General features: G+C 41.8%; 22 protein-coding genes and 1 tRNA gene. 9 read left to right on the top strand and 14 right to left on the bottom strand.

Annotated features, from left to right (window positions below; translation table 11 throughout):
• Window positions 1–316: 316 nt before the first annotated feature.
• The 4 genes from AHMF7616_RS00830 to AHMF7616_RS00815 all read right to left on the bottom strand — a co-directional run bounded on the left by AHMF7616_RS00830 (window position 317) and on the right by AHMF7616_RS00815 (window position 7,972).
• Window positions 317–1,750 (bottom strand): GH39 family glycosyl hydrolase, encoded by a 1,434-nt coding sequence (locus AHMF7616_RS00830; RefSeq protein WP_115371166.1) that lies wholly within the window; start codon window positions 1,748–1,750, stop codon window positions 317–319.
• Between the two features lie 291 nt (window positions 1,751–2,041).
• Window positions 2,042–3,433, bottom strand: coding sequence for a hypothetical protein (locus tag AHMF7616_RS00825; protein ID WP_199474039.1), 1,392 nt, complete (start codon window positions 3,431–3,433; stop codon window positions 2,042–2,044).
• Between the two features lie 10 nt (window positions 3,434–3,443).
• Window positions 3,444–4,916 carry a RagB/SusD family nutrient uptake outer membrane protein gene (locus AHMF7616_RS00820; RefSeq protein ID WP_115371165.1) on the bottom strand — a complete coding sequence of 491 codons (1,473 nt, stop codon included), beginning with the start codon at window positions 4,914–4,916 and terminating at the stop codon, window positions 3,444–3,446.
• A gap of 23 nt (window positions 4,917–4,939) precedes the next feature.
• A complete protein-coding gene (locus AHMF7616_RS00815; RefSeq protein ID WP_233507226.1) occupies window positions 4,940–7,972 on the bottom strand; it encodes a SusC/RagA family TonB-linked outer membrane protein in 3,033 nt (1,010 codons plus the stop codon).
• A gap of 476 nt (window positions 7,973–8,448) precedes the next feature.
• Between AHMF7616_RS00815 and AHMF7616_RS00810 the strand changes: the two genes are divergently transcribed.
• Window positions 8,449–9,336, top strand: a complete 888-nt coding sequence (locus tag AHMF7616_RS00810; RefSeq protein WP_115371163.1) for an AraC family transcriptional regulator — start codon at window positions 8,449–8,451, stop codon at window positions 9,334–9,336.
• A 269-nt stretch (window positions 9,337–9,605) separates the two neighbouring features.
• On the opposite strand, the gene AHMF7616_RS00805 is transcribed toward AHMF7616_RS00810, so the two are convergent.
• Window positions 9,606–9,682, bottom strand: a tRNA-Met gene (locus AHMF7616_RS00805).
• A 112-nt stretch (window positions 9,683–9,794) separates the two neighbouring features.
• The gene (locus tag AHMF7616_RS00800) at window positions 9,795–11,549 is read right to left on the bottom strand and encodes a BamA/TamA family outer membrane protein (RefSeq protein ID WP_115371162.1); all 1,755 of its coding nucleotides are present in this window, start codon (window positions 11,547–11,549) and stop codon (window positions 9,795–9,797) included.
• Between the two features lie 170 nt (window positions 11,550–11,719).
• Between AHMF7616_RS00800 and hemW the strand changes: the two genes are divergently transcribed.
• From hemW to AHMF7616_RS00785, 3 genes are all read left to right on the top strand, one after another.
• Window positions 11,720–12,850: a radical SAM family heme chaperone HemW gene (hemW, locus tag AHMF7616_RS00795; protein WP_115371161.1), complete on the top strand. Its 1,131-nt coding sequence runs from the start codon at window positions 11,720–11,722 to the stop codon at window positions 12,848–12,850.
• 128 nt (window positions 12,851–12,978) lie between these two features.
• Window positions 12,979–13,623 carry a DUF3575 domain-containing protein gene (locus tag AHMF7616_RS00790; RefSeq protein ID WP_115371160.1) on the top strand — a complete coding sequence of 215 codons (645 nt, stop codon included), beginning with the start codon at window positions 12,979–12,981 and terminating at the stop codon, window positions 13,621–13,623.
• Window positions 13,624–13,635: 12 nt separating this feature from the next.
• Window positions 13,636–14,250 carry a hypothetical protein gene (locus AHMF7616_RS00785; protein ID WP_115371159.1) on the top strand — a complete coding sequence of 205 codons (615 nt, stop codon included), beginning with the start codon at window positions 13,636–13,638 and terminating at the stop codon, window positions 14,248–14,250.
• Here the strand turns inward: AHMF7616_RS00785 and AHMF7616_RS00780 are convergent, their stop codons facing one another.
• From AHMF7616_RS00780 to truA, 3 genes are all read right to left on the bottom strand, one after another.
• Window positions 14,251–14,772, bottom strand: a complete 522-nt coding sequence (locus tag AHMF7616_RS00780) for a hypothetical protein (RefSeq protein ID WP_115371158.1) — start codon at window positions 14,770–14,772, stop codon at window positions 14,251–14,253.
• 88 nt (window positions 14,773–14,860) lie between these two features.
• Window positions 14,861–16,627: an ABC transporter ATP-binding protein gene (locus AHMF7616_RS00775; RefSeq protein WP_199474037.1), complete on the bottom strand. Its 1,767-nt coding sequence runs from the start codon at window positions 16,625–16,627 to the stop codon at window positions 14,861–14,863.
• Between the two features lie 166 nt (window positions 16,628–16,793).
• Complete coding sequence (gene truA, locus AHMF7616_RS00770) at window positions 16,794–17,540, bottom strand: tRNA pseudouridine(38-40) synthase TruA (protein WP_115371157.1); 747 nt, start codon at window positions 17,538–17,540, stop codon at window positions 16,794–16,796.
• 416 nt (window positions 17,541–17,956) lie between these two features.
• Between truA and AHMF7616_RS00765 the strand changes: the two genes are divergently transcribed.
• Window positions 17,957–18,448, top strand: coding sequence for a DUF4293 domain-containing protein (locus AHMF7616_RS00765; protein WP_115371156.1), 492 nt, complete (start codon window positions 17,957–17,959; stop codon window positions 18,446–18,448).
• Window positions 18,449–18,538: 90 nt separating this feature from the next.
• Here AHMF7616_RS00765 and AHMF7616_RS00760 read toward each other — a convergent pair whose 3' ends face one another.
• The 3 genes from AHMF7616_RS00760 to AHMF7616_RS00750 all read right to left on the bottom strand — a co-directional run bounded on the left by AHMF7616_RS00760 (window position 18,539) and on the right by AHMF7616_RS00750 (window position 20,526).
• Window positions 18,539–19,057: an NUDIX domain-containing protein gene (locus AHMF7616_RS00760; protein ID WP_115371155.1), complete on the bottom strand. Its 519-nt coding sequence runs from the start codon at window positions 19,055–19,057 to the stop codon at window positions 18,539–18,541.
• Window positions 19,058–19,522: 465 nt separating this feature from the next.
• The gene (locus tag AHMF7616_RS00755) at window positions 19,523–19,906 is read right to left on the bottom strand and encodes a hypothetical protein (protein WP_115371154.1); all 384 of its coding nucleotides are present in this window, start codon (window positions 19,904–19,906) and stop codon (window positions 19,523–19,525) included.
• A 185-nt stretch (window positions 19,907–20,091) separates the two neighbouring features.
• Window positions 20,092–20,526 (bottom strand): META domain-containing protein, encoded by a 435-nt coding sequence (locus AHMF7616_RS00750; protein WP_115371153.1) that lies wholly within the window; start codon window positions 20,524–20,526, stop codon window positions 20,092–20,094.
• Between the two features lie 358 nt (window positions 20,527–20,884).
• Here AHMF7616_RS00750 and AHMF7616_RS00745 point away from each other — a divergent pair, with 358 nt between their 5' ends.
• Window positions 20,885–21,139, top strand: coding sequence for a hypothetical protein (locus AHMF7616_RS00745; protein ID WP_115371152.1), 255 nt, complete (start codon window positions 20,885–20,887; stop codon window positions 21,137–21,139).
• Between the two features lie 127 nt (window positions 21,140–21,266).
• Here the strand turns inward: AHMF7616_RS00745 and AHMF7616_RS00740 are convergent, their stop codons facing one another.
• The gene (locus AHMF7616_RS00740; RefSeq protein WP_115371151.1) at window positions 21,267–21,671 is read right to left on the bottom strand and encodes a hypothetical protein; all 405 of its coding nucleotides are present in this window, start codon (window positions 21,669–21,671) and stop codon (window positions 21,267–21,269) included.
• A 767-nt stretch (window positions 21,672–22,438) separates the two neighbouring features.
• A complete protein-coding gene (locus AHMF7616_RS00735) occupies window positions 22,439–23,038 on the bottom strand; it encodes a porin family protein (RefSeq protein WP_115371150.1) in 600 nt (199 codons plus the stop codon).
• A gap of 478 nt (window positions 23,039–23,516) precedes the next feature.
• On the opposite strand from AHMF7616_RS00735, the gene AHMF7616_RS00730 reads away from it, so the two are divergent.
• From AHMF7616_RS00730 to AHMF7616_RS00720, 3 genes are all read left to right on the top strand, one after another.
• Window positions 23,517–23,783 (top strand): hypothetical protein, encoded by a 267-nt coding sequence (locus AHMF7616_RS00730; protein WP_115371149.1) that lies wholly within the window; start codon window positions 23,517–23,519, stop codon window positions 23,781–23,783.
• 118 nt (window positions 23,784–23,901) lie between these two features.
• Complete coding sequence (locus AHMF7616_RS00725) at window positions 23,902–24,225, top strand: cupin domain-containing protein (RefSeq protein ID WP_147275582.1); 324 nt, start codon at window positions 23,902–23,904, stop codon at window positions 24,223–24,225.
• A 164-nt stretch (window positions 24,226–24,389) separates the two neighbouring features.
• Entirely contained in the window at window positions 24,390–25,028 is a 639-nt protein-coding gene (locus tag AHMF7616_RS00720; RefSeq protein WP_233507225.1) for an SGNH/GDSL hydrolase family protein, read from the top strand.
• Window positions 25,029–25,086 lie beyond the last annotated feature (58 nt).

Genomic DNA, 25,086 nt, shown 5'->3' with positions numbered 1-25,086 from the left:
TCCTGAGCCAAACTGATGTCGTTTACTGGTAGCGACGGCTTTTCTTCCTGACCCTCCAATTAATTCAACTACTTGTTTTACACTTTTAACTCCGGTAGTTGGGGCTCCACTATGGCGCGGAAGTTACTTCCGTGCCTTGCCCGGTCTCTCCTGGTAGTAGCTGCTTTTTCCTTGCTTATATGTGGAGAAATGGAAGTAAATTTCGCGCCATCGAGGGGCTTAAAGGCTTCTCTAAGCTCTCCTTCTTCCCTGTAGGAACGTGCCGCGGCACGTTCCTACAATCCGTTTTTTTAAAAAATTTCATAAAATACAGCAATCATTTAGTTAAGGTAAGGATCGATTTTTCGGCAATAGCGACCGGGTAATCGGGTACCGGAATATTGGTAAATGTGTAGGTGCTGCCTTCTTTTTTCCAGTCATTCTTCGGAATGCCATACACCTTACCCGAAATTAAATCAATAAAAACCGGAGATTTAAATGTACCGGTAAGGGTAAGAGTGGTTGTTTTAGGCGTATACGTTTCGGCGGGAGTAGCTTCGTCGGCCCAAAGGGTTACTACTATTCCTTTGCCTGATGTATGCTCGTACCCGAACGTGGTAATGTTTTCCTGATTTACTTTTAATTTAGTTTCCGGGAGGCGTTCCAGTTGGTTATCGAAGAGCGAGAATATATTCTGAGCCGCTTGGTAAGCTATTTTGGGCCGCTCAATGGTTTTATCGGGATTCGTTTTAAGCAAACCTTTGGAATTAACCCCTTCCATGTGGTCGCCGGCAGCGTAATGGATATCGCTGATGGTAAACAAATTGGTAGAGATGCCCCGGCCATGGTCGCCGAGCATGCGGCGTAAGTCCCATTTTACCTGGGTAAGCTCCGTCCAGTCGCGTTCCCGCATGGCGCCAATGGTAATGGCTTTGGGCGTGGAAGGCGCTCCGTTTTCGCCTTGCATGTACTCTACCTGCATACCGTGTTTGGCAAATACTTTCTGCAGTTCCTCTACGCGTTTGTAGGTGTCTTCGGGGCGCAAGGCATAGCCGTGAAAAGTGACCACATCCATTAAATTTTTCTTGTTTACCTTACTTAAGTGCGTTAATACCGTATCGGCGTATTCGTTCCAGTTCGTGCAGCACAGGGCCAGACCTATAATCCGGGCTTTGGGTTGTTCCTGACGGATGATACCGGCGGTTCTTTCGTGAAAACGGGCAAATTGGCTGGCCGTAAATTTCTTGCTTAAATCAGGTTCGTTCCAGATTTCCCATTCCGTAACCCGGCCGTTAAAATGTTTCACCAAGGCAGCTACCCAGGCATCCCAGGCTTTTAGAGCTACTTCGGAAGTCGGGATGCCACCGGCCAAAGCCGCTTCGCCCCCGCCTTCGTAAATGGAATTGCCATAAGAAGTTTGAATCCAGGGTTTAATGCCTTGGCTCAGGGCATCGTCTACCACGGCATCTAACCAGGCAAAATCGTATTGGCCTTTTACTTTTTCGCATTTGGCCCAGCCGCCCTGCAACCGGATGCGGGTAGCACCCAACGGACCTAAATATTTTTTGTAGGCTTGATAATCGGTATAATCCCGGTCCAGAGTTTCGCCCCCAATGCTCCAGGTAGAATTTTTAATTTCTTTCGCGGACCGGGCTTTTAACTGGCCTACCTCTTTCCAGTCAGCTGGCACCAAGGCCTCTGTTGGTTTTTCGGGTCCGGATGTAAATAACATTTGTAAAAGCAGCGTGGCAATCGTTAATAATGCTAGCATAATTTATAGTTGGGTAAGCTGTTTATAAAACTTATATTCTTAATTACTGCTATTGCGAGCGTCTTCGCTCGTGAGAATTATCGTCCGGCCTCTGGCTGGTGTAAATGGCTAATTGCTGATAACTAATGTATATCGGTTCGCCCGGCCAGAGGCCTACCCGATAATAGACACGAGCGAGGACGCTCGCGCCAGCAACTTATTTTAAAAATTCAACTACTTTTACTTCCAAGAAGGACTTTTCTTTTCTATTCTTTTCTCTCAAGCTTTTTTAAAATTTATCATTTGCAGCCATTAATCACCTTTTTTCTTCACCAGATTATTTTTAGAATAATTAATCACTATATCATTTAAATCAGCAATAAAAACATTGCGGGTATTGCCTTCATAGCCGTTAAATATCACATAGCGACCGGAGCGATCCCAGGCCGGATGCGGGTCAATGCGAAATTCGCCTTGTGTGTCGGAAACAAAAATTTTAAAAATTTCTTTTTCCTGGCCAGTACTGGTATGTAACAAACGTATGGGGGAGATGCCCTTTCCCGGGGCAATCGGTTCATCGGGGTAAGCATCCGTAATAACCAATGGCAAGCCCGCCGGGTGGTAAGAGGGATGACCGGAGCCCGAGGTAAAAGCTACTTTCAGGTCGGAACCGTCGTATTTGGCCGTGATAAATTCTAAACCGGGTTTGTCGTCTACGTTCAGGTTCATCGAAATATGTTCGCCGTCGGGCATCCAGTTTACATGATGTCCGCCTTTTGCCCATTGCTCCGGAGTGATCGCTGTCCGTATATCGCTGCCATCCGCCCGCATGGTAATCACTGCCCGGCGTCGGCCACCGCCTTTTACCGGCGACCATTGGATAGTAGTTAATAGCCGGGTGCCCTGCGGATTCCATTTTACCTGGAAAAGGTAATATTCATATTCCTCCGGATTCGGAATTTTTATACTGGGTACCGATTGTTCGTAGATTTGCCGGATAGTAACCAGCCTTTTGGTTTTATTTGTAGCAACGGTAGTTACATCCAAACCATCCGATTCTACCGGGCCAATGTTGCGCTTCGTTAGATTATCCGGCAGTACCACGCCGTAGCCTACCTGCGCCAACCGCGAGGCTATTAAGTTGTAAGAGGCCAGGTATTTCCCATTGTTCGATACCATAAAAACCGTATTGCTCATTCGTTTGGCTTGGCCGGTAAGCGGGTTTAGCTGTACCGCAAAAGCTTTCCAGTTGGTGGTATCTACATCGTTAAAATATAGTTCTTTGTCGGAACTGCCCCATTGCACATTAGCGCCTAACTGCATTTCCCAACCACGCGACTGCGCTACCACCCGCTCTTTTCCGGATTTCAGGTCTACCAAAATCACTTCTCCGGCATCGCCTGGCTTCGGCGATTTATTTTCCGCAGGAAATCGAAATAAAGCCAGATATTTACCCGAAGGACTCATAGGCGAAGTATCAAAAAAACGATGAATAACCCGCCCGGAACTTACTTTCTTTACTCTTCCGGAAAAAATTGAATCAACTACTTCTATCCGGGAAAGTTTTAAACTTAATTGTTTGCGATGCTCCCCTAACCACTTTTGCCTGCTGGCCTTTTGAGCAAGATTTTCCCTTTCCGACTGGAGATTGATTCCGGTGAAACCAGCGCATAGAAATACCAGGGCAAGCAGCAGCAATTTCATAGCTCGAATTCTAATAACCAGGATTTTGGGTGAGTTGACTATTCAAATCGGTTTCGCGTTGCGGAACCGGAAAATAGCGATGAAACTCCTTTACCGGATAACCCTTAGCGGTCATTACTTCTACGTAGCGATCCGTCCGGACTAAATCAAACCAACGATGACCTTCGAATGCTAGTTCTACCCGCCGTTCCTGTTCCAGGGCTAAGGCAAAATCCGCTTGGCGCAACCCGGTTTTTTCCGGCAGACCGGCCCGAGCCCGCACCTGATTCAGATAAGGTTCGGCGGCCGCAGTTTGTCCTTGGGCATTCAGGGCTTCGGCGTACATTAAGAGCACGTCGGCGTAGCGCAAGAGCGGAAAGTCCGAGTCGGCATCTCCGGATTGGGGACCAGTCTGTTTGTATTTCACGACGTGGCGCACATTTACCGGTGTACCATTGGCGCCCAGGTAAGTCGCTTGCAGGGAGGCATCTTTGCGTAAATCGCCGGGCTCGTAAGCATTTTCCAAGTCAGCGGTGGGTTGCATAAAGCCGCCGCCCGAACCAGTGGTACCGAATAAAACACCCGGTACCCCCCAGGGAATCAGATCGGACCAAAGGGCGCTGCCCTGCCCCACTAAACCGGTTTTATACTGCACCGCCAATATCACATCTTTATTGTTGGCGAAAGAAGTAGCCGGGCTAAAGGTAGCCGCATAACCGGTAGATAAATCAAACTGACCCGAAGCAATCACTTCGTTCAGTTTGGTTGCGGCCAGTTCGGGTTGGTTCCGGGTAAGATATACTTTACCCAATAAAGCTTTAGCGGCCCAACGGGAAGCACGACCTGCTTGTGCCGCCGGAATGGTAGTAGGCAGGTTGTTTTCCGCTATGGTCAGGTCGCTAATGATTAAATCATAGACCGCCGCCGCATTGGTTCGGGGTATTCCGTTCGCTCCGTAGGGATTATCGATGCTATTTTGAATTAATTGCACATCGCCGAACAAACGAACCAGATTGAAATAATAAAAAGCTCGTAAAAATCTTGCTTCCCCTTCGTAACGAACTTTTAAAGGTTCTTCGAAAGTAGCCAGTGGCAATTGATCCAGAATGGTATTTACCTGACCAATGCCGATGTAATGCCCGGTCCAGGCAGCAGTAGTTACCGTATTGGAAAGGGAAATATTAAATTCATCGAGTTCAAACTGCGATAAATTAGAAACGGCTTTAGTCGCGCCATGCGTACTATTATCGGAAGTTACTTCGGTGAGCCACAACATACTGGCGTTGGTACCGCCATTACCGTAAAGTCCCGGATTTTTAAAATTTCCGTAAGCTCCGATTACCGCATTGTTAAAGTCGGCTGCCGTTTTGTAAAAATTTTCGGCGCTGCGGGTAGTCTGGGGCACTTCGTTCAGGAAATCTTCGCAACTGCTGCACCAGAACAACAAGCAGAAAAAGACGCTGTATTTCGGGAAAAAGGTATATTTGGCGAGTAAGGTTTTCATAATCGGGTTATTTTTTTAAAATTCTAAAAGCCCAGGTTGATACCAATGGTAAAGGAACGGTTAATCGGATAAGTACCGAAATCCACGCCTAAAGCGGTTTGGTTACTATCGGCAATCCCTACTTCGGGGTCGTAGCCAATATAATCGGTGAAGGTGTACAGGTTATTAACCGCCAGGTAAACCCGGGCATTCTGTATTTTCCAATTTTTCAACAAGGCACTGGGCAAATTATACCCGAGCGTTACGTTGCGGATTCGCCAGTACGAGGCATCGAAAATATAAAGCGAACTGTACGAAGTATTGCCGTTTAAACCGCCCCGGATAGCCCGGCCAAACATTTTACCATCCTGACTTTTTCCCGGATTTTCGGGAGAACGCCACCGGGCTTCGTCGATGAATTTTAAATTATTTTGTACTCCCGAATTATTAACGGCAAACATGGCATTATACACGTCCTGGCCGTACATGCCACTGGTGGTTATATCGAGGGAAAAGCCTTTGTAAGAAAAAGAATTATTGAAGCCGAAAAAGAAGTCCGGGTTAGGATTGCCGATTACTTCGCGGTCGTTGTCGTCAATTTTGCCGTCCTGGTTCACGTCTTTCCACCGGATGTCGCCGGGTTTGGCGTTTGGTTGGGCACCACTTTCCACTATCTCCTGGGCCGAGTTAAAAATACCAATGGCGCGCCGGCCGTAAAATACCCCGATGGCGTCGCCTACCTGGGTTACGTTAGAGTTCGCGCGGGGAGCAGTGCTGCCAAAGATCCGGGCGGTTTCTTCGTTCATGGCCAGCACTTTATTCTGGTTAAAAGTAATGTTAAAATTAGTACTCCAGCCAAACTCGCCCACCAGGTTGCGGGTATTAATGCCCAGCTCGATGCCTTTGTTTTGTACTTCGCCTACGTTTACAAACGCGTTGGTAAAGCCGGTTGCCGAAGGCGTCTGGATGTTAAAGAGCATGTCTTTGTTGCGCTTGTCGTAAAAGTCGCTGGTAATGTTTACCCGCCCATTCGCTACCGATAAGTCTATGCCAATATCCAATTGACTCTGCGATTCCCAACTTAAATTATTGTTGGATAAGGAAGCCGGAACTAAACCCGGCACTACCGCATCGCCGATCACATAATTGTTACTGCTTAGCAAGCTTATAGCGCGGTAATTACCAATCGCGTTATTACCCGTAACCCCGTAACTGGCCCGTAATTTTAAATCATTTATAAACCGGATATTTTTCATAAATTCTTCGTTGGAAATGCGCCAGCCCACCGAAGCGGAGGGGAAAGTACCCCAGCGGTTATTTCGGCCAAACCTAGAAGAACCGTCGCTGCGCACCGTAGCGGTAAGCAGGTATTTGTCCTGGTAAGAATAGTTAGCTCGGGCCAGTAAAGAAACCAGGTTATTTACCTCGATATTCTGGCTACCGCCGTTTATAATACCCCCGTTGATATTGGTAATCAGGTCGTCCGGAAAGTTACCCGCCGTTGTGGTTACACTGTTGTTATAAGCTCTTTGCGCCGTAAAGCCACCCACAAAATTCAACAAATGATTTTCCCCAAAAGCTTTTTTATAAGATAAAGTGGTTTCGGTGAGCCAGTTGGTATTTTCGGTGTTAGAAGCGCGAGCCGTAGCCGGACCCGTAGCGGCCGCCGAGGAAAGCGTAGATGGATTCCAAAGGTTGGATTTAAAATAATTTAAATCCACGCCAAACGAGGTTCGTAATTTTAAATTGGGCACCAGGGTATATTCCAGGTAAGCATTGCTCAGTATCCGGAACTGTGAAGAAGGATTTTGCAGCTCGTTGGCAATTTTCACCGGGTTTTGAATAGCGGCATTGCCATCCACGGGGGGTATGGTGTTCCCGTAAGTGCCGTCCGGGTTATACACGGGCACTGATGGGTCCATACCGGTAGCCGAGGCAATTAAACCTAAAGCTCCGTAATGGCCGGTGGCCGGCACTTCGCGGAGTTGCGTGTAGCTGGGTAGTAAACTCACGCCAAAAGCTAATTTTTTGGTCAACTGCCCATCCAGATTGGCCCGGAAGTTATAGCGTTTTAACCCGGAATTAATAATAATACCTTCCTGCTGGAAGTAGCCCCCGGAAACCGCGTACCGCAAAGCATCGGTACCACCACTAGCCGAAAGCTGGTAATTCCGGATAGGTGCCCGGCGGAAAATGGCATCTTGCCAATCGGTGGTGGGCAGACCGGCCGGATTTTTAAATTTATCCGATATATCAAAGTTAACGCCGGACCTTTTGGTATTATCATCATTGATATTGCCGTTTGGGAAATTATCGAGGTAACCGGCGTTGCGGGCATCTACTACCATGCTGGCAAATTCCTGGGCATTCATCAAATCCAGTTTTTTTCCTACCTCCTGAAAACCCATATAACTGTCGAGTTCAATTTTAGACGCCCCGGTTTTACCGCGCTTGGTCGTAATAATGATAACACCGTTGGAACCCCGCGATCCGTAAATAGCCGTAGCCGAAGCATCTTTCAATACATCTACCGACTCAATATCGTTGGGGTTAATGGTATTTAAAGGATTACCAATGCCCACATTACTTACCGGATAGCCATCAATCACAAACAAAGGCTGCACGCCCCCGTTAATGGAGGAAACGCCCCGAATTAATACGTTTACATTACCCCCCGGTGCGCCCGAAGTAGTGGAAATCTGCACCCCGGCTACTTGCCCCTGCAAAGCCTGGTCCACGCTGGAGACCTGAATTTTCTGAATGTCTTTGGCGGCTACCGAACTAATAGCTCCCGTTAAATCTTTTTTCTCTTGCTCGCCGTAGCCCACTACCACTACCTCTTCCAAAGCCTTCGTATCGGCCTGCAGCGTTACATCCTGCACGCCGGCGCCGTTAAAAGAGACTTCCTTGGTTAAGTTGCCAATAAAGGAAAACACCAGTACGCCACTAGAGTTAGGAACACTAATCGAGTATTTACCTTCGGTGTTTGAGGCAGTACCAATAGAAGTACCTTTTAACAGAACCGTTACTCCGGGTAAGGCATCGCCTTTTTCGTCCGATATTTTTCCGGTAATCAAGATTGCCGTGCTTTGCGAGTACGCGGGCAAGCAATTCCATCCGAGCAAAAAGACTATCACCAATAGCCTATAATAACTGTATCTGAATAAAGATTGTATCATTGCCTTATCTATAAAATTTTAAATAGTGTATTAAAATTTAAAAAAGTATTTTATCAGCATTGCCAGGAAGCGAATAAGCCGAAGCATTAATAAATTTTAAATTTAAGCTTCTATTTCTTCTAAGTATTTAGTAAAATTATAGTAATTGATGCTGCTTCGCCTTATCAAAATTTGCCAGAACTGATACTATTTTTGCATCTTTAAACCATGGATAATTTTTAATGGCAAATTTTAGGTTGAAGTTGGCCCGGATAATAACAATAGATTCGCATGGGAGCTTCTGGTTATGTCCTATGATCGGATTTTAAATTGCGGAGTGAAAAGTTTAGGTATAATGTCGTTGACTGGTCATCTATAAAGAAGAAAATTTAAAAATGCATCCGCTTTATTTAAAAAAGAACACCAAAAGCTTTGAACAGTCTTTTCAGATGCAACATGCGCGGGTGCCGCATACTTACGATACCTGGCATTATCACCAGGAATTGGAGTTGAACGCCATTATAAGAGGAACCGGCACCCGTTTTATCGGTGACCACGTAGGTGCTTTTTCGGATGGCGATACAGTACTGGTTGGTTCTAACTTGCCGCACGTTTGGCGCAACGATAAAGAATATTACCTGGAACGGGAAGATCTACAGGCGGAATTAATGAATTTTTTCTTTCTGGAAGATTTTGCGGGCAAGGATTTTTTTCAATTGCCGGAACTGCAACCCATTCAAAATTTACTGCGCACGGCTACCCAAGGTATTCGAATTTTCGGACGGACGGGAGAAATTGTTCAGCGCAAAATGAAGAAGGTATTCCGGCTTACGGCCGGAGAGCGGGTTATCGCTTTAATGCAAATTTTAAATATTATAGCTCATTCCGATGAACTGGAACTACTAGCTAGTCCGGGCTTTATTCATTCCTATCAGGCCAGCAATACGGCCCGTATTAATAAGGTATACAATTTTATTATGAATAATTTTTTGGAGAATATTTCTTTGGAGCAAGCTGCGGATGTGGCCAGCATGAACCCGGCGGCATTTTGCCGGTACTTTAAGCGGGTTACTCAAAAATCGTTTGTGCAGTTTTTAAACGAAATCCGGGTGGGGTATGCCTGTAAACTTTTGCTGGATGAGAAATTAACGGTTTCCCAGATTTGCTACGAGTCGGGTTTTAATAATTTGTCTAATTTTAATAAGCAATTCAAAGCCACAACCAACAAAACCCCGCAAGAGTATAAATTCCAGCATCAGAACAGCTTTAGCAGCAAGAATTAAGAATAATTTAGTAAAAAGGTGTAGCTAGATTTACCAGTAGAAGGAGTTAGGTAAAAATAAAAAGCACCTCGGGTTAATTCCAAGTGAGATTATAGAATTTGCTGTATCAGCAGTTGTGGAGTTAATTTAATTTTTAAATTAACTCCCCTATTCTAAACAATATTAACTTCTTGCTTACCTAAAATTTAAAAAAGTGATTTTTAATTCTGAAACACTGGCCCCTTCCGAAATAAAAAGGGCTTTAGCAGTAAATGCTAAAGCCCTTTTACTGGGTAGCGGGAACAGGACTCGAACCTGTGACCTTTGGGTTATGAGCCCAACGAGCTACCAACTGCTCCATCCCGCACTGTTTGTAATACAAAAGTAGTGGCTTTCTATTAAAAAACAAAATAATTCTTAATTTAAGCAGGAATAAGCCAATAAGTAGTTCAGCATCAAGCTAATTAATTGCTATATTTTTAAAATCGGCTGGTTAAACCAAAATGAATGCGGGAATAATTTAAACCTATGGGTTGATTTAAGGCTTTTGATTGCCCAACGGAGTAAATGAATTGAAATATACCGGCTCCGGTACTAAAACTAATGCCGGTACCCAACCCAATGGGGTATTCCTGCACCCGGTCTTTGCCAATGCTACGGCGATAATAACCCTGATCGTAGAAAAGCAAAACGTACGAATCCTGCCCGGTAAACAGCCGGTATTCTAAGGTGCCGATGGCATACCTAGAAGCATAAAAAGTGTATTCCGGAAAACCGCGGAGCGTGGTTAGGCCGCCCAGCCGAAATAAATCGTTATAAAACAATTGCGGGTTAATCAAAGCTTCACCCCGTAAACGGGTTAATACCACACTTGTGCGATTTAATTTAAAATAATGTTCCCCGTGCAAGCTCATAGAAACTTGGGTTGTTTTCAGGCGAATAGTGTCGTAATAACTAGCTTCTCGGCTTATATTACGCTTAATAGTTTTATTCCCAATCGCTATTTGTCCGCCTAATTGGTAGCCTTGCCGCGGAAAATACAGATCATCGAGTGTTTGGCGAAGATACTCCCAACCATAAGCATTGTAGGTAAAGTCGGCAATCGGGATGGAGTCGCGCTTTTCCTGCAAACCCACAGGCGAAAGCAACAATCTAGAATTTTGAAATTCGGTGAATAGCGTAACTTTACCGGCTTTAAAGGTATTAAAACCGAACTGCAGCCGGGGTTTTAAAGTAATAAAAGCGGTATCTTGCTTATACAGGTTAAAAGTAAATCCTAGTTCGAGTGGTGATCCAAAAAGGTTAGGATGGCTATAACTGGCGTTTAATAGTTGCGAGCCACGTTGCACTTTTCGCCAGTGCAAACCCAGCGCTTTCCCACTACCCTTTACATTGCGGATATCCAAATTTAATTCGCCGGTAACTAGTAGCTTTTGTTCTTTACCTTGCGGGTCGGGCAAGAAACCCACAATTCCATCAAACTGATTCGCTTCTTTATCATTTAAAAATAAGTATAGGCGCACCTGATTCCGGCCAAACTGCAATAAAGGTGGCTGCGTTACTTCTAAGTAGGGCAATTGTTTGAGCAACCTGGTAATATTTTTATTTTTTTGCTGGTCGTACAACTGCCCGGGATAAATTTGCAGGTAACGGCTCAAAAATCGACGGGAAGTTTTAGTAGTGCCGGAAATCTGTAAGGAATCGAAAACAATAAGCGGTCCTTTTTCCACCAGCACGGCGGCATCTATCTGATTATCTCGTATTTCGATAGAATCTAAGCGGACGCTGGCAAACGGATACCCATTATTTTCGGCTTGCGTTAATACAGCTTCTTGCAGCTTTGCCCATTCAGCTGGCAGAAACGGTTTGCCGGTGTACAGCTTTTCTTTATATCCGGCTTGCGCGAGTAAACTGTTACCTACATTGCCATTGCGCAGCCGGGCCCATTGGTACCTTTCGCCGATGAAAAACTGACTGTACAATACGCCAGTTTTAAAATAAAAAGTATCGATGGATGCCGTTAAATAACCGTCGTGCTGCAGTTGTTGCATTAAACTACGCATACCTTGGCGGGCCGCCAACGAATCTGGAAACCGCGCTGGATAAACGTATTTCCGCAATACTTCCCGGTCTTTGCCAATCGGGGTGTTGATACTTACATTTACCTCGCGCTGGGCCCACCCGGTAAAGCTGATTAGTAATAAGTAGAAAAGGCAGGCTCCGGCTTTGTACATTTGCTTGATGGAAAGCAGCTACGTGCGCTTTTATAAATTCAGGTGCTGTAGTAACATCGTACATTTGTACGATTGTTCCTTTAATAGCAAACTAATATAGGTCTTGTATTTGTTTTAAAGAAGCAAACAAAAATCAAGTACACCTTACATTATTTTTAAAATTTTAAAAATTGGCTGGTATTTATATTCACATTCCGTTTTGCAAACAAGCTTGCCATTACTGCGATTTCCATTTTAGTACTTCGATGCGCCGGAAGCTGGATATTATACAGGCTATTTGTCGCGAGATTGTTTTACAGCAGCATTATTTATCTAGGGACATTATTCAAACTATTTACTTTGGTGGCGGTACTCCTTCGCTCCTAACCGAGGCAGAATTAGCTCAGATTTTTGACACCCTTACCCAATATTTTACAATTGCGCCGGAAGCCGAAATAACCCTGGAAGCTAACCCCGACGATTTAACTGCTGCCAAATTACAAAATTTAAAAAAAACGCCGGTAAATCGTTTAAGTATTGGCCTGCAGTCGTTTCACGAGCCGCACTTGCGTTTAATGAACCGGGCGCACTCGGCGGCTGAGTCGTTTAGAGCCGTTAAAATGGCGCAGGACGCTGGTTTTACCAACCTTACTGTTGATTTAATTTATGGTATTCCGGCTGATAATCACCTTATCTGGGAGCAAGATTTAGAACAAGTATTTGCCTTACAAGTACCGCATGTATCGAGTTATGCTTTAACCATAGAGCCCAAAACAGCCTTAGGTAACTGGACTAAAAAAGGAAAGTTTACTCCCAGCGAAGATGAGTTTGTGGCTACCCAATTCGAGATTTTACTGGCCCAGATGCAGGCCAACGGGTATGAGCAGTACGAAATATCTAATTTTTGCAAACCCGGCTGGGAATCGCGGCATAATAGTAATTATTGGAAAGGTGTTCCTTATGTAGGTATTGGGCCGAGTGCGCATTCTTTTAATGGTTCGTCGCGGCAGTATAATGTGGCTAATAATACCCAATACCTCGCTGCTATTAACCAGAATACCTTGCCCGCTACCGTTGAAGTTTTAAGCCTGGCCGATCAGGCGAATGAATATTTGATGACTACTCTGCGTACTATTTGGGGATGCAATCTAAATTTAATAAAGGCTAGGTATGGCTTTGATCTGCAGTTATTGCACGGCGATTACTTGGCTACAATTATACAAAAAGGCTTAGCCCAGTTAAAAGATCATACCCTTATTTTAACCAACCCCGGCAAGCTTTTAGCCGACCAAATTACTTTGGATTTATTTATCGCGGAGTAATAATCAGTTGCTTGCGTTTCCTCAAAATTATTTTTTATCTGAATATATTAATTAAATATATTCTACGTTCCAATGTTGGAAAGGCCCTCCACAACAACTAAAATTTAAAAAATTTAAAATTTACACGTATGAAAATAACCCTGTTGTTGCTTTTTTCTTTTGTGGTAATTGGTACCTGCTCGGCTCAGATTACTAAAGGTACATCATTTGTTGGTGGAAGTGGTTCTTACTCTAAAGGAACTAGCAAGTATAACCAAGGGCCAGATATTGTTTACAAATCTTCTGGTTCTAACTTTAACTTCAATCCAAAGGCTGGCTACTTTATCTCTGATAATATAGCCTTAGGTTTAGCCATTAACTACTTTGGATCTAGGTCTAAATCTAAAAATACTCCTGGGAATGAATCTTATGTTAACAAACAACAATCATTTGGTATAAATCCATTTGGCCGTTATTACAAAATGTTGGGTGAGCGAGCAGCTTTTTTTGGTCAACTTACCGCTTCCTATACCAAAGGCCAAATAAAAACCGATGACTTTATCTATCAAAAATACTCTTTTGTTGGGGCCGGAGTAGCTCCAGGGTTTGTTTTTTTTGCCACTCCTAAAATTGGTATTGAAACGACGGTAGGTAATTTAGGCTTCTACCATAGTGATAATAAGAATTTTTCTCAAGACCCGAACAACTCCAACGAGAATACCTCGAACCAATTTGTAGCTAACATTGAAGCCAGCAACATCTTTTTGGGTATTAATTTTTATTTGGGTCGTTAATTAAGCTGTCTGATGAAAATAATTGGATTTTTAGTTCTCCTGCTAACATTCGGCTGCTTTACCAGCTTTGGCCAGATAAATAAAGGCACATTGCTTTTGGGCGGAACGGTAAGTTTTGCCAAGAATGACGCTTCGAAAGAAGACTTGCTGTATAACCCCAATAAACAAATTGAATATAAAAAATTTAAACTGGGACCTCGGGGAGCTTATTTTTTAAAGAATAATTTTGCTCTAGGCGTATTAGTTAATTACCAGCATAACAAAACCCGCAGCTTGGATGTAGAACAGGGAATTATCTCAGAAGGACAATCGCAAACGTTAGAGGCTGGCCCGTTTGTAAGGTATTATCATTTTGCCACACCAGAACTAGCTTTTTTTGGACAAGCTTCCGCTACTTACAGCCACAATTATAGATTAAAAGATTATTATGGCATCAACGCCAATCTGGCTCCGGGATTAACTTATTTTATATCTTCTAAGGTGGGCTTGGAACTGACTATTGGTGGTTTATCTTATAACCATGGTGTTTACAAACCAGATGAAAACAATAAATCTACCAATAGTTTTATAGAGGCGCGTTTTATGAATGGCTCGCAAATTGGGGCAAGTTTTTATCTGAGCCGTTAACTACTCTGTTACTTGTGCCTGAACGCGGCCGTAGCGTTTATCCGGAAATTCTTCTAAATACCGTTTTTTTAAATTTACCTTATTGTTGTTGGCGTAATCGAATAAACTGGAGTAAAGCTTATTGGGAGCAATAAAAAAATGAGCGTTTATAGATGCCTGCACCACTGGCTGGCTCCCCGGCCATTGGCGCAACTCGTAACCTGCCGGTAATTGCACCGTTGAATCGGGCACCACAATGCCAATAAACGCCTGAATGCTATCGTGGGCTTCCTCCGGGTTATTGTAATAAATATTGCCTAAATAGCCGGCTACCTTTTTATCTTCGACTAATTTGGCGGCTTCCTGAAAATAAGTACCCAAGGCTTTATCTTGCATGTTGCCGGCAAAATATTTGCCGGCAACAAACACCGGTTTAGAAGTAGTCCGAATAACCTGCACCTGGTTAAAACCACCCAAATAACCATACACGCCAAAGCCAATCGCTAAAATTAAAAAAATAATCAGCAGAAATTTTTTATTCACCAGATCCGTAATTTTACATTTTAAGATAAAGGTAAGAAATAAGCCCTAGCAAATGCTAAGGAACTAACTCCACCAATCAGCACTATTATTAAATTACTTCTTTGTACTGCATCTTATAAAGTTGCGTATAATAGCCTTCGTGTTGCATGAGTTCGTCGTGGGTACCGGCTTCCTTAATTTCACCTCTATCCATTACAATTATTTTATCGGCTTTCTGGATGGTAGATAGCCGGTGCGCAATTACAATAGACGTCCGGCCCTGCATTAACTGCTGAATGGCATATTGAATCAGTTCTTCGGTTTCGGAATCAACCGACGAAGTAGCTTCGTCCAGAATAATAATTTTAGGATCGTACACCATGGCCCGCACGAACGAAATTAATTGCCGCTGCCCTACGGATAAGGTAGCGCCCCGTTCCATTACTTTATAATCTAAACCGCCCGGTAAACGCTGAATAAATCTATCGGCTCCTACCAGTTCGGCAGCTTGCCAGATTTGTTCGGTAGTAATAGCTTTATTTCCTAGGGTGATGTTATCGGCGATGGAACCGGAAAATAAAAACACATCCTGCAAAACTACGCCAATGTGCTGACGCAAAACACTTAAATCGTACTCTTTTAAATCGTGCCCATCGACGCGAATTATTCCTTTGTTTATTTCGTAAAACCGACTTAGTAAATTAATAATAGACGTTTTACCGGCTCCGGTGGCGCCCACAAAAGCTACCGTTTGCCCGGCTTTTACCTCAAAAGAAATATCGCGTAAAACCCACTCGTCGTTGTTATAGGCAAACCACACCCGATCAAACTGCACATCGCCTTTAAGATTGGCGGGAGCGTAATGCCCGGTATCCGAGATCAGTTCATTGCTGTCGAGTAATTTTAAAATACGATCGGTACTTACTACCCCCAATTGCAAGGTATTAAAACGGTCGGCAATTTGCCGGATGGGCCGGAAAAACATGGCGATGTACATGATAAAGGCAATGAGCACGCCCAGGGTTACATCTTGGTTTAATACGCCTTTGGCGCCATACCAAACCAGCAAACCCGTACCAGCCGCACCAATTACCTCGGCCACCGGAAAATAAATAGAGTAATACAATACCGACCTAATCTGCGCCCGGGTATGTTCCTGGTTAATTTTTTCAAATTTTTCCATTTCGCGGGCCTCGTTGTTAAAAATCTGTACGATGCTCATACCAGTGATGTGCTCCTGTACAAAAGCATTGAGGCTGGCCACCGCGGTACGCACTTCCTGAAACGACGATTTAATTTTTTCCTTAAAAATGTAGGTACTCACAAAAAGCAATGGAAACATCGATAAACTTACCAGGGTCAGTTTCCAATCGATGTACAGCATGTAACCCAGAATAAAAACTAACTGGAGCACATCGCCGATCATGGCAGCCAAGCCTTCGCTGAAAACATCGGACAACTGTTCCACGTCGGATACATTACGAGTAACAAGAGTACCAATCGGAGTACGATCGTAAAATTTAAGGCGTAATTTTAAAATATGGCGGTATAGCACCACCCGAATGTCGCGCACAATGTGTTGCCCGAGCCAACCGGCAAAATAAGTATGCAGGTACGATACCACCGAGTGCCCCACCAGCAGAACCGCCAGCCAAATAAACATGCGGTTTAAGCCAGGGTAATTGTCCAGCATAATGTACTCATCAACGGTGTATTGAATTAAAAAAGGCCGTACGGCCGCTAGTAAGGCTGAAGCTACCGTTAGAAAAATTAGAAAATAAAATAATTTCTGGTAAGGCTTCACGAACGCGTATAAACGCCGCAGGGTATTATAATCAAAGGCCTTCCCTATTTTAGTATTTGTAGTTGATTCCAAAATGCAGGGTATTGTTTGAAGCAAGCCGGTACAGCGCAATAAAGTATTGCTACCAGAACAAGCTGCTGTAAAATTAATTATATCTGTAACAACGCGACCGAGGTCAGGAATGTTTATTTTGCCGCAAAGTAAATTTACCGGAGCAAAGACGTAAAAGTAATAACCCTTATAACCCGAAATAATTTGGCGGATATTCTACTTTCGTTAAAAACAAACCGGCTGCCGGAGCGGCCGCACTGGCCAGGTGTCGGTTCTGACTAGCCACCGTTGTTTTGAAATCAGCTACCGATAACTTGCCATTGCCTACATCTAACAAAGTACCTACTACTAGCCGCACCATGCCGCGCAAAAACCGGTTGGCCCGAATCGTAAATAATAACCGGTCTGCCTGCAGTTGCCAATCTGCCCGAAAAATCTGGCAGCGATAGTGTTTGGTTTCGCCTTTTACCTTGGAAAAAGTAGTAAAATCCTCGAAGCTTAGCAAAGCCGCCGCTGCCTCATTCATCAGATTTACATCGGGTTTCCGGCTCAAAAAATGGCTGTAGGCGTGAATAAAAGGATTATTAACCAGGCTGATGCGGTATTCATAGGTTCGGGCTATTGCATCAAAACGGGCGTGCGCATCCGGCATTACTTCGTAAACATTTTTAACGGCGATATCGTGGGGTAAAATGCGGTTAAAGCGATAACACGCCTCTTCTTTATCTAATTTCCCGGTTACATCCAGGTGTACAAACTGCTGCTCCGCGTGTACGCCGGTGTCCGTACGGCCGCTACCCACTGTTTCAATGGTCTCGCGCAAAACCGTGCTAAGGCAGTCGTTGAGTACCTGTTGCACCGTTAAAGCATTGGGTTGTATTTGCCAACCGTGATAATTAGTGCCGTCGTAAGCAATTTCAAGGAAATAGCGCATATGAACAAATATATCATAGATTCGCTCATATTTATGTTTCCGGAAGATTATTTCTTATAATGGTATTTTGGTAGTGCGGCTCTGTACTTATAAAATCTGAATACCTGGTCTTAAAATACCGGCTTAGCTGATAAAATTTAAAAAATCAATAATTAGTTTTATAACGCTACCCTGGGGTACTGCTCCAACTTACTTTTTTAAATTTTTATGAATAAGTTCTAATTTTTGCCGCGCTCGCAGCTTCTGATTGCAACAGCATGTTACTTAAGATTAGTAAGTTAGTAAACAGATTAATTACCACAAAATAGCAAACCCAACTTACACAACAACCAGGAAACTCCTATATTAAAAGTAGCATCTATGGTTTTTGCAAAAGAAGTATCTATTTTTGTAACCAAAATTTAAAAAATCAGAGTATGATCCAGAGAATTCAATCTGTTTTTCTATTACTTATAACTATTGCCATGCTTTGTTTTTTGTTTTTACCGATTTGGTCCAAAACAGATGCAAATGGTCAGGAATACGTATTAAATGCCTTTTCTTTAGCCACTACCAGTACCACAAGCACTCCGGGGGCTGCAACCACTAGTATTTCTACATCCACCATTGTAATTGCCGTGTTGGCGATATTAGCTGCACTGGTAGCTCTGTACGAGATTTTTCAATATAAAAATCGGTTAACGCAAATGAAACTAGGCTTTTTAAACACTCTATTATTGGCTGGTTTAATGGGTAGTTGTTTTTACTATGTTTCTTACGTGGGCGAAGCTACGGTAAAAGCGGCCGGACGCGGCGATTATGAGGCCGGATTTTATTTGCCTTTGTTAGCTTTAGCTTTAAATGCATTAGCCAACCGTTTTATTCGCCGGGATGAGCAACTAGTCCGTTCCGTAGACCGGCTGCGGTAATTGTTGCTGCTAGTCACCGCAAAACAAACGGCTGCTTTTTTACAAGCAGCCGTTTGTTTTTGCAGGAAGCAATCATTGAAAATTTTAAAATTATTTATTACGCAGCAAAGCCCATTGTACCGCAATTAAAGTTTTACCATCCTCTATGGGCAACGTAGCTAAATCCAGTGGAGCTACTTCTACAATTTCTATGTTCTCGTGTTCTTCGGCTAACCCGCCACCTTCTGACTTTTTCTGGCTTACTTCGGCATAAAATAAGTTTATTTTCTCAGCAAAAGCACCCGGTGAAGAGTAGTAAGCAGCAATCGGAATAATTTGGTCTATGGCATAGCCGGTTTCTTCTTCTACTTCGCGGCAGGCAGCTTCTTCTAAACTTTCACTGGGTTTATCGTGCAAACCAGCTACCACTTCTAAAACCTTACTGTTGTTTGCCAGGCGGTATTGTTTAACAAAGATATATTTTTGCCGGGCCGTATCAAATACTAAAGCCGCCACGGCCTGGCCGGTATCAAAAAGCTCTCTTTCTAAAATTTTGCCCGCGTCTTCTAATTTTACTTTGTACAATTTAAAAAAACCATCGTACGCTATTTGCTTATCTATAATTTTCATGTGATTTGGTTGCTAATTGGTAATGCCTGCCTATACGCAAGGGAGTATTACTTAGCTATTCAATTGCGTTTTTTCATGCCATTCGGGAGCATATAACCTGATTACATAATAAACCAGAATGGTCAGTTAAAAATTAGACATAAAAAAAGCTCTGGTAAACTACCAGAGCCTTTTCAGTTAAACTACTAAACTTTAATCTTTATTTTATGCTACCAGCCATTTCATTTCCGGCAGTTCATCTCTTTTTCAAATTATAAGTTATCTTTAATACTCCATCCGCTATCTTGTAGCGAGAATTAGAAAACTTAGTTACTTATTTAGAGACAAGTATTGTGCCAGACTAAGTTACTTCCCGGCAGATGCGAGAATTTAAAAACCTGTGCAGTAAAAACAACGCAACAGGCTTTCAATAAAGGTAGTAGCTAAAATTATTTATTACTTTTTGCAGGCTTGTGTAAACAATTTTTATGATTGTATCTGATAACCAACTATACAGGTTACTTCTACGAGAGGGATTCCATTATAGCAATTGTTAGAAGCTTCCCCTTTTTTAACAAAGCCTATAATTACCTGCTGATTTTCGCTTACCGTGAAATTATTGATTTTATATTGCTGCTTATCATAACCTGCTAGGGGTAAAGTAGTAACATGTAACGGCATCAATAATTGCCCGTTTTCAAGCTGCAACACTAAGCCACAATCCTTTTGGCTCCGGACGGTAGCTTGCGTATCACAGGTTTGATAGGGCGCTACTTCCAATTCCTCGCCGGTACAACCCGGCAGCACCAGAATAAATGGCAGCAGTAAAGCAAACAAGAAGAATCGCGGTGAGAAAATCCAATCTTTCATAATCGTTAGACAAGCGCACTTCCATTTGGTTTAATCATGGAATTACAGATAAGATGCCTGAACTTCTAATTTAGTTGCTTTATTGCTAAAATTTAATTTTTGGTTGTATTATTTGTGGAAACAGGAGCTAAAAAGGTTTATTTTGCCCAGCAGGGAGTTCTCGGAAATTATTGAATAAAAATGTATTAGTCTGTTAATAGACGCATGGTTGCTACCAAATTAGTGTGATTATATAATAGCAGTTTTTCACCCTCGATTTGATAACGATTTATTAGTTGCAGGCTCGTAACAAAAGTATTTTCGATTTCGGCATCGGGGCACATTAATTTGGTAGAACCCACCCGCGAAAAAACGATGGAGCTTCCTTCCATTACATAAGCTCCAAATAGCCGGTTACAACCAGCAAAGCCAACTACTTTTTGGTCGGTTACATTAAACTCTAAATAAATAGGCCGTTCTGTATTTTGCTTTATAATTTCTTGTCCATTTAAATTAATTAAAACCCATTTTCCGCTCTCTAATGATATATTAGAAAGATAAGTCCGTTTGTTATTCACCGAGCAACTAACAAGAGCGGATATCACTGTTAATAGTGCTATCGGAACAAGTATGACCTTCATACTATGGTTTTTAAAGAGATTTGGTTTGTGTTACGGTACTGTTTGTTCTAGAATTAGCAAATTGTTAAATCCACCTTATTGTTTATAACGCAACAAACAATTTAAGAAATTACAATATAGGTTTAAGGGCAGATCAGTAATTAAAGTTGCTGTACCGCTTAAATATTTAAAAAAGATAGTAGTTACCAATTTTAAATTACGTTGTAAATAAAATTATTTACTTAAACGGTAACTATAAACAAATATGTACTTAAATCAGCGTGTATCTAAACTCCCGGATAGTTTTTACGTAGAAATTCAGAAATAAGCGTATAAATACTTATTAAAGCAAGCAGTAAGTTAGTAAACAAGGAGTTTCATGCAGGAGTCGAGGTTGCCGTTAGCAGAATTTGGGTATTTATATAATAGTTTATACACGTATCGCCGTAAGATAGAAGCTGATATACGTACGATTATAAAGGCCGATACGCAAGCCCATTTAGACTTGCCAAACTCGCCAAAAAATGATAATGCACAATCTTTATTGGAGCTTACTCAAAAATTACGAAAAATAAGCATTATTATTTCCCGGGTAATTTCCCTCAACAAAGGTTATAGACGTTCGGCTTTGTAAAAACCGTGCTTTAAGAATAAAACTCTGGTAAAAGTAAAATGCTTGATTAACCTGGTTACTTTTTACTCAGATTAACTAAGCATCGATTATTATTTTAAATTTTATTATTTAGACTTTTGTAGAAGCATTAAAGCTTTTTGGTTAATTCTGATATACGAGCTTTTAACTCATCTACCCTGGTAGTATTTTTCTTAGTCCGTTCAATTTCATCCAACACTTCCAGCAATTTTTGCATTTCCGTTAAATGTTTCATCCGGTTTTTATGCATTAACTCGGCATCTAAACTTGATAAAGCAATATTTTCTTCTTTAAAAATATTTCCTTCACCGTAAATAACCCAATGCGAATTTAAGTTAGGCAACTTATTCAGAACCGAAAGTAAATCATCCATAGAATAGTTTTTTCCCGAAACTATATTAGATATTAAAGCCGCCGAGGTATTTGTTCGTTCCCCCATTGCGAAAATATCTAAGCCTTTAATTCTCATATAAAAGCCAAGCCGAGTTCCGATTTGTTCTAAGTTAACTGCCATATGTATCGTAAATATTTTAAATTAAAGATTCACTGCTATCTAATTCTACAAAATTCAGATTTAACAAGTTCCGGCTCCGGAACAAGCTCTTAAAATAAACCTGAAATGGCTGTTTAAAATCAATTACTATTGCTTATGCTTAGTAGTATGTGCTAAAAAATCTTACATAAAAAAAACCAACAACTATACTGCTGCTGGTCTTCTATATACTAATCATAAAGCTTAATTTAAAGAATACTCATATTTTCCGAAATCCGGTATAATCATGTATGGATATGTGCGTGGTTCGGGAGTACGGATAAGTTTGTTATGAACAACAGTACCATTAAAACGTTCTTTATAACGGTAATTAAAAGTTAGCTCAATAGGTAATATTATAACTGTATTTCTCATAGCTTTTTCTTATTAAACAGTTAATAACTTTAAAATTTAGTTATTAAACTTTATTGACAACTCTAAGTCAGCTAAATATAACTAAAATTGCACTCTATCGTTTGGTAAAAAGTACTATAAATTACCTTTGTGATGCATTATTATACGCTTATCCCAATATTTATAACTTCACAATAGCTATTTTATATTGTATTTTTTGAATAACAAACAATTTTATCAGTTATAATTAATATAACATTAAACTTTAAGCCTGAGTTTAGCCACTTTTTTAATTTTTTTAATTTTAAGCTACTAAATAATCCCGCATAAAAAAGCGCCAGCTCTTGCTAAACACCAGAACCGACGCTTTTTACGAATAATACAAATTAATTACTTTATTTGCCGATTAATTTAATTCCTAAACTAACAATTACTTGTTGGTTACTTAAATCAAAGGAACTGGTCTGGTTGGTATAGTTGCGCTTCACATTTTCGTACCGCACATCTAACGTTAAATTACTGATATCTACTCCGGCGCCTACCTGAAATCCCCAGTCTGTTTTATTCAGATAATCTTTAATGCGCTGCTCCCCAATTTTACTCCCTACTAACACCGAAGCTACTGGGCCAGCTTGTAACCGGCCTACTTTTAGGAAGTTCACCCCAAGTAGTAACGGAACATCTAAGCGATTGAAGCGGGCTTTTACTTCATTTACCGTGCTATTTTGCATATCGGTTTGTTTTAGCTTACCACCCGAAGTAGCAAAATAGGCTTCGGGTTGCAAAAAGAAATTATTAATTTTCACCCGAGTAAAAGCACCTAAGTGATAACCCGTAATGTTATCGGAATCTTTTAACTGGTTAAGCGTATTTTTGGCATTTTTTACATCAACGCCAGAAGAACTTAATCCTCCTTTAATACCAATAGAAAACTGAGCTTGTGCGGTAAATCCAACGGTCAGGAATAAAACGAAAATAAAAGTGATCCTTTTCATACAAGTGAACAATTAAATATATTTAAAATATAATATTTATAATAAATTTTTAAATTTTATAATGAATTGTTATGGCAAAATGCAAGCCACATTCCGGATAAATAATTCTGTATCATCTTTATTATGTATCATAGAGAAATCGATTTAAACTTGCTTAGTTTGTCTTAAAACCAGAGTACCTCTTGTTTATAGTTATTTAAATACAACCGCTTTTATCAACTACTTATTTCTTAGAGTTTATAACAGTTTTTATTTTGTTTAGCTATTAGATGCAGGCTTTCCTGGAATTACACACGATGTATTTTTTTATTTACTACCCAAAAACTATTTGCTGGCAAGCTGGTATAATTAAACCAGAACCGTAGATACATACCTGGTGCATACCGTAGACCAGTGCGAAGGCTGTCTTGCTGGCTTCGGCTGCTTCGGTAATCATGCAGGCGGTGCTGTTACTCGTTCCTAAATAAATTTTTAAAAAATGAAAGAATCGTATGCTCCAGTAGCAACTTTCTTCCGCGAGGAATTAGTTGGTTACGCTGAAAGACGGATTTACATCAGTTTGCAGTATTTTTCTGATATTCGGGAATATCTTTCTACTAAAGCAGTAATAAAAGAAGTTTACGCTCGTGATAACGTTGAATACTTGGCACTGAATACGGGCGAGGAAATAAGACTTGACCGGATTATACGGGTAGAAGGAAAGCCCGCTCCTGGGTTTGAAGATTATTTTGCCTGCGCCTGTTAATAAAAATTTAATTTACTATTACAAGTTTACGAAGCACACGCTGCTTCATACCAAAAAAATTAGTTTAGAGTATACAAGTACTTTAAATAAAGAAAGTAGCCTTATTTTTAAAAATCCAATGAGTTACATTGCCCTAGATAGTATTCCGGATAAAGAAATATTTCCGGGTTTCATCGCCAAAATTATGCATACTCCTAGTCAAAATTTAACGTTGGTTTACGTGCGCGTTCGGGCGGGCACACTACTACCGGAGCACGCGCATCCGCAGGAACAGGTTACCAATGTGCTTTCGGGTCAGTTAGAAATTACCATAGCCGGCGAAACACAAATTCTGGAACCCGGTATGGTAGGAGCCATTCCTCCAAATGCGGTACATAGCGCCAGGGCCCACACAGATTGTTATATTCTGGACGTATTTCACCCCATGCGGTCTTACGACTAGCAGCACCAAATTTTTAAATTTTCAATCATCAGGAGAACTCACCAAATACAAGCCGCTCTTTTCTGCGTAAGTAAAATAAAATGCAGAAAATGTTTTTACCACGACGAATAGGCGGCCTTTTACTTTTAATGGTTTGTTTAGCCTGTAACAACAAAGATACTTTCATGTTTCCAGAACCAGCTTCTCCGGCGGTAAAGGCCCAATATACGTACTTAGCCCTTGGCGATTCGTATACTATTGGCGAAAGCGTAGCTACCGAAAGCCGTTGGACTTACTTTTTAGCCAATTATTTGCGGCAAGCCGGCGTAGACATTGCAAACCCAACTACCATTGCTCATACCGGTTGGACTACCGCCGAGTTACAGGCCGCCATCCGCCAGAGTAACACTGCTATTACTTACGACTTGGTAACCTTACTTATTGGCGTAAATAACCAATACCGGGGGCAGAGTTTAGAAACTTACCGATCAGAATTCCGGGAATTACTACAAACTTCTGTAAATTTTGCGGCCGGAAAGCCAGGGCATGTTTTAGTTCTTTCTATTCCGGATTGGGGGGTTACTCCTTTTGCCCAAGGACAGAACCAAACTAAAATAACTCAGGAAATTGAAGCTTTTAACGCCATAGCCCAGGAAGAATGCGTACAAGCCCACATTACTTTTGTTGATATCACCCCGGTCTCCCGGAAAGCTTTTCAGGATGACTCCTACGTAGCTGCCGACAATCTTCATTTCTCCGGAAAAATGTACGCGGAATGGGCTGCTCTTGCTTACCCGCTTGCGCAAGAAATTCTTAAAAAATAGTACTAAACCAGCAACGCAAATGGTGTATAATAAACACTAAGCGGTAGCTTCCAGAATA

The sequence above is a fragment of the Adhaeribacter pallidiroseus genome, assembly GCF_003340495.1.
GTDB classification, from domain to species: Bacteria; Bacteroidota; Bacteroidia; order Cytophagales; family Hymenobacteraceae; genus Adhaeribacter; species Adhaeribacter pallidiroseus.
The sequence above is the reverse complement of the archived record's forward strand: the minus strand, read 5'-3'. Positions and strand labels throughout refer to the sequence as shown.

Bases quoted from the DNA above. Each gene is read 5' to 3' on its own strand.
- AHMF7616_RS00830 (WP_115371166.1), bottom strand. From the start codon at position 1,750: ATGCTAGCATTATTAACGATTGCCACGCTGCTTTTACAAATGTTATTT.
- AHMF7616_RS00760 (WP_115371155.1), bottom strand. From the start codon at position 19,057: ATGAAAATTATAGATAAGCAAATAGCGTACGATGGTTTTTTTAAATTG.
- AHMF7616_RS00790 (WP_115371160.1), top strand. From the start codon at position 12,979: ATGAAAATAACCCTGTTGTTGCTTTTTTCTTTTGTGGTAATTGGTACC.
- AHMF7616_RS00825 (WP_199474039.1), bottom strand. From the start codon at position 3,433: ATGAAATTGCTGCTGCTTGCCCTGGTATTTCTATGCGCTGGTTTCACC.
- AHMF7616_RS00755 (WP_115371154.1), bottom strand. From the start codon at position 19,906: ATGAAAGATTGGATTTTCTCACCGCGATTCTTCTTGTTTGCTTTACTG.
- AHMF7616_RS00725 (WP_147275582.1), top strand. From the start codon at position 23,902: ATGAGTTACATTGCCCTAGATAGTATTCCGGATAAAGAAATATTTCCG.
- truA (WP_115371157.1), bottom strand. From the start codon at position 17,540: ATGCGCTATTTCCTTGAAATTGCTTACGACGGCACTAATTATCACGGT.
- AHMF7616_RS00750 (WP_115371153.1), bottom strand. From the start codon at position 20,526: ATGAAGGTCATACTTGTTCCGATAGCACTATTAACAGTGATATCCGCT.
- AHMF7616_RS00735 (WP_115371150.1), bottom strand. From the start codon at position 23,038: ATGAAAAGGATCACTTTTATTTTCGTTTTATTCCTGACCGTTGGATTT.
- AHMF7616_RS00810 (WP_115371163.1), top strand. From the start codon at position 8,449: ATGCATCCGCTTTATTTAAAAAAGAACACCAAAAGCTTTGAACAGTCT.
- AHMF7616_RS00785 (WP_115371159.1), top strand. From the start codon at position 13,636: ATGAAAATAATTGGATTTTTAGTTCTCCTGCTAACATTCGGCTGCTTT.
- AHMF7616_RS00740 (WP_115371151.1), bottom strand. From the start codon at position 21,671: ATGGCAGTTAACTTAGAACAAATCGGAACTCGGCTTGGCTTTTATATG.
- AHMF7616_RS00820 (WP_115371165.1), bottom strand. From the start codon at position 4,916: ATGAAAACCTTACTCGCCAAATATACCTTTTTCCCGAAATACAGCGTC.
- AHMF7616_RS00720 (WP_233507225.1), top strand. From the start codon at position 24,390: ATGTTTCCAGAACCAGCTTCTCCGGCGGTAAAGGCCCAATATACGTAC.
- AHMF7616_RS00800 (WP_115371162.1), bottom strand. From the start codon at position 11,549: ATGTACAAAGCCGGAGCCTGCCTTTTCTACTTATTACTAATCAGCTTT.
- AHMF7616_RS00745 (WP_115371152.1), top strand. From the start codon at position 20,885: ATGCAGGAGTCGAGGTTGCCGTTAGCAGAATTTGGGTATTTATATAAT.
- AHMF7616_RS00730 (WP_115371149.1), top strand. From the start codon at position 23,517: ATGAAAGAATCGTATGCTCCAGTAGCAACTTTCTTCCGCGAGGAATTA.
- AHMF7616_RS00765 (WP_115371156.1), top strand. From the start codon at position 17,957: ATGATCCAGAGAATTCAATCTGTTTTTCTATTACTTATAACTATTGCC.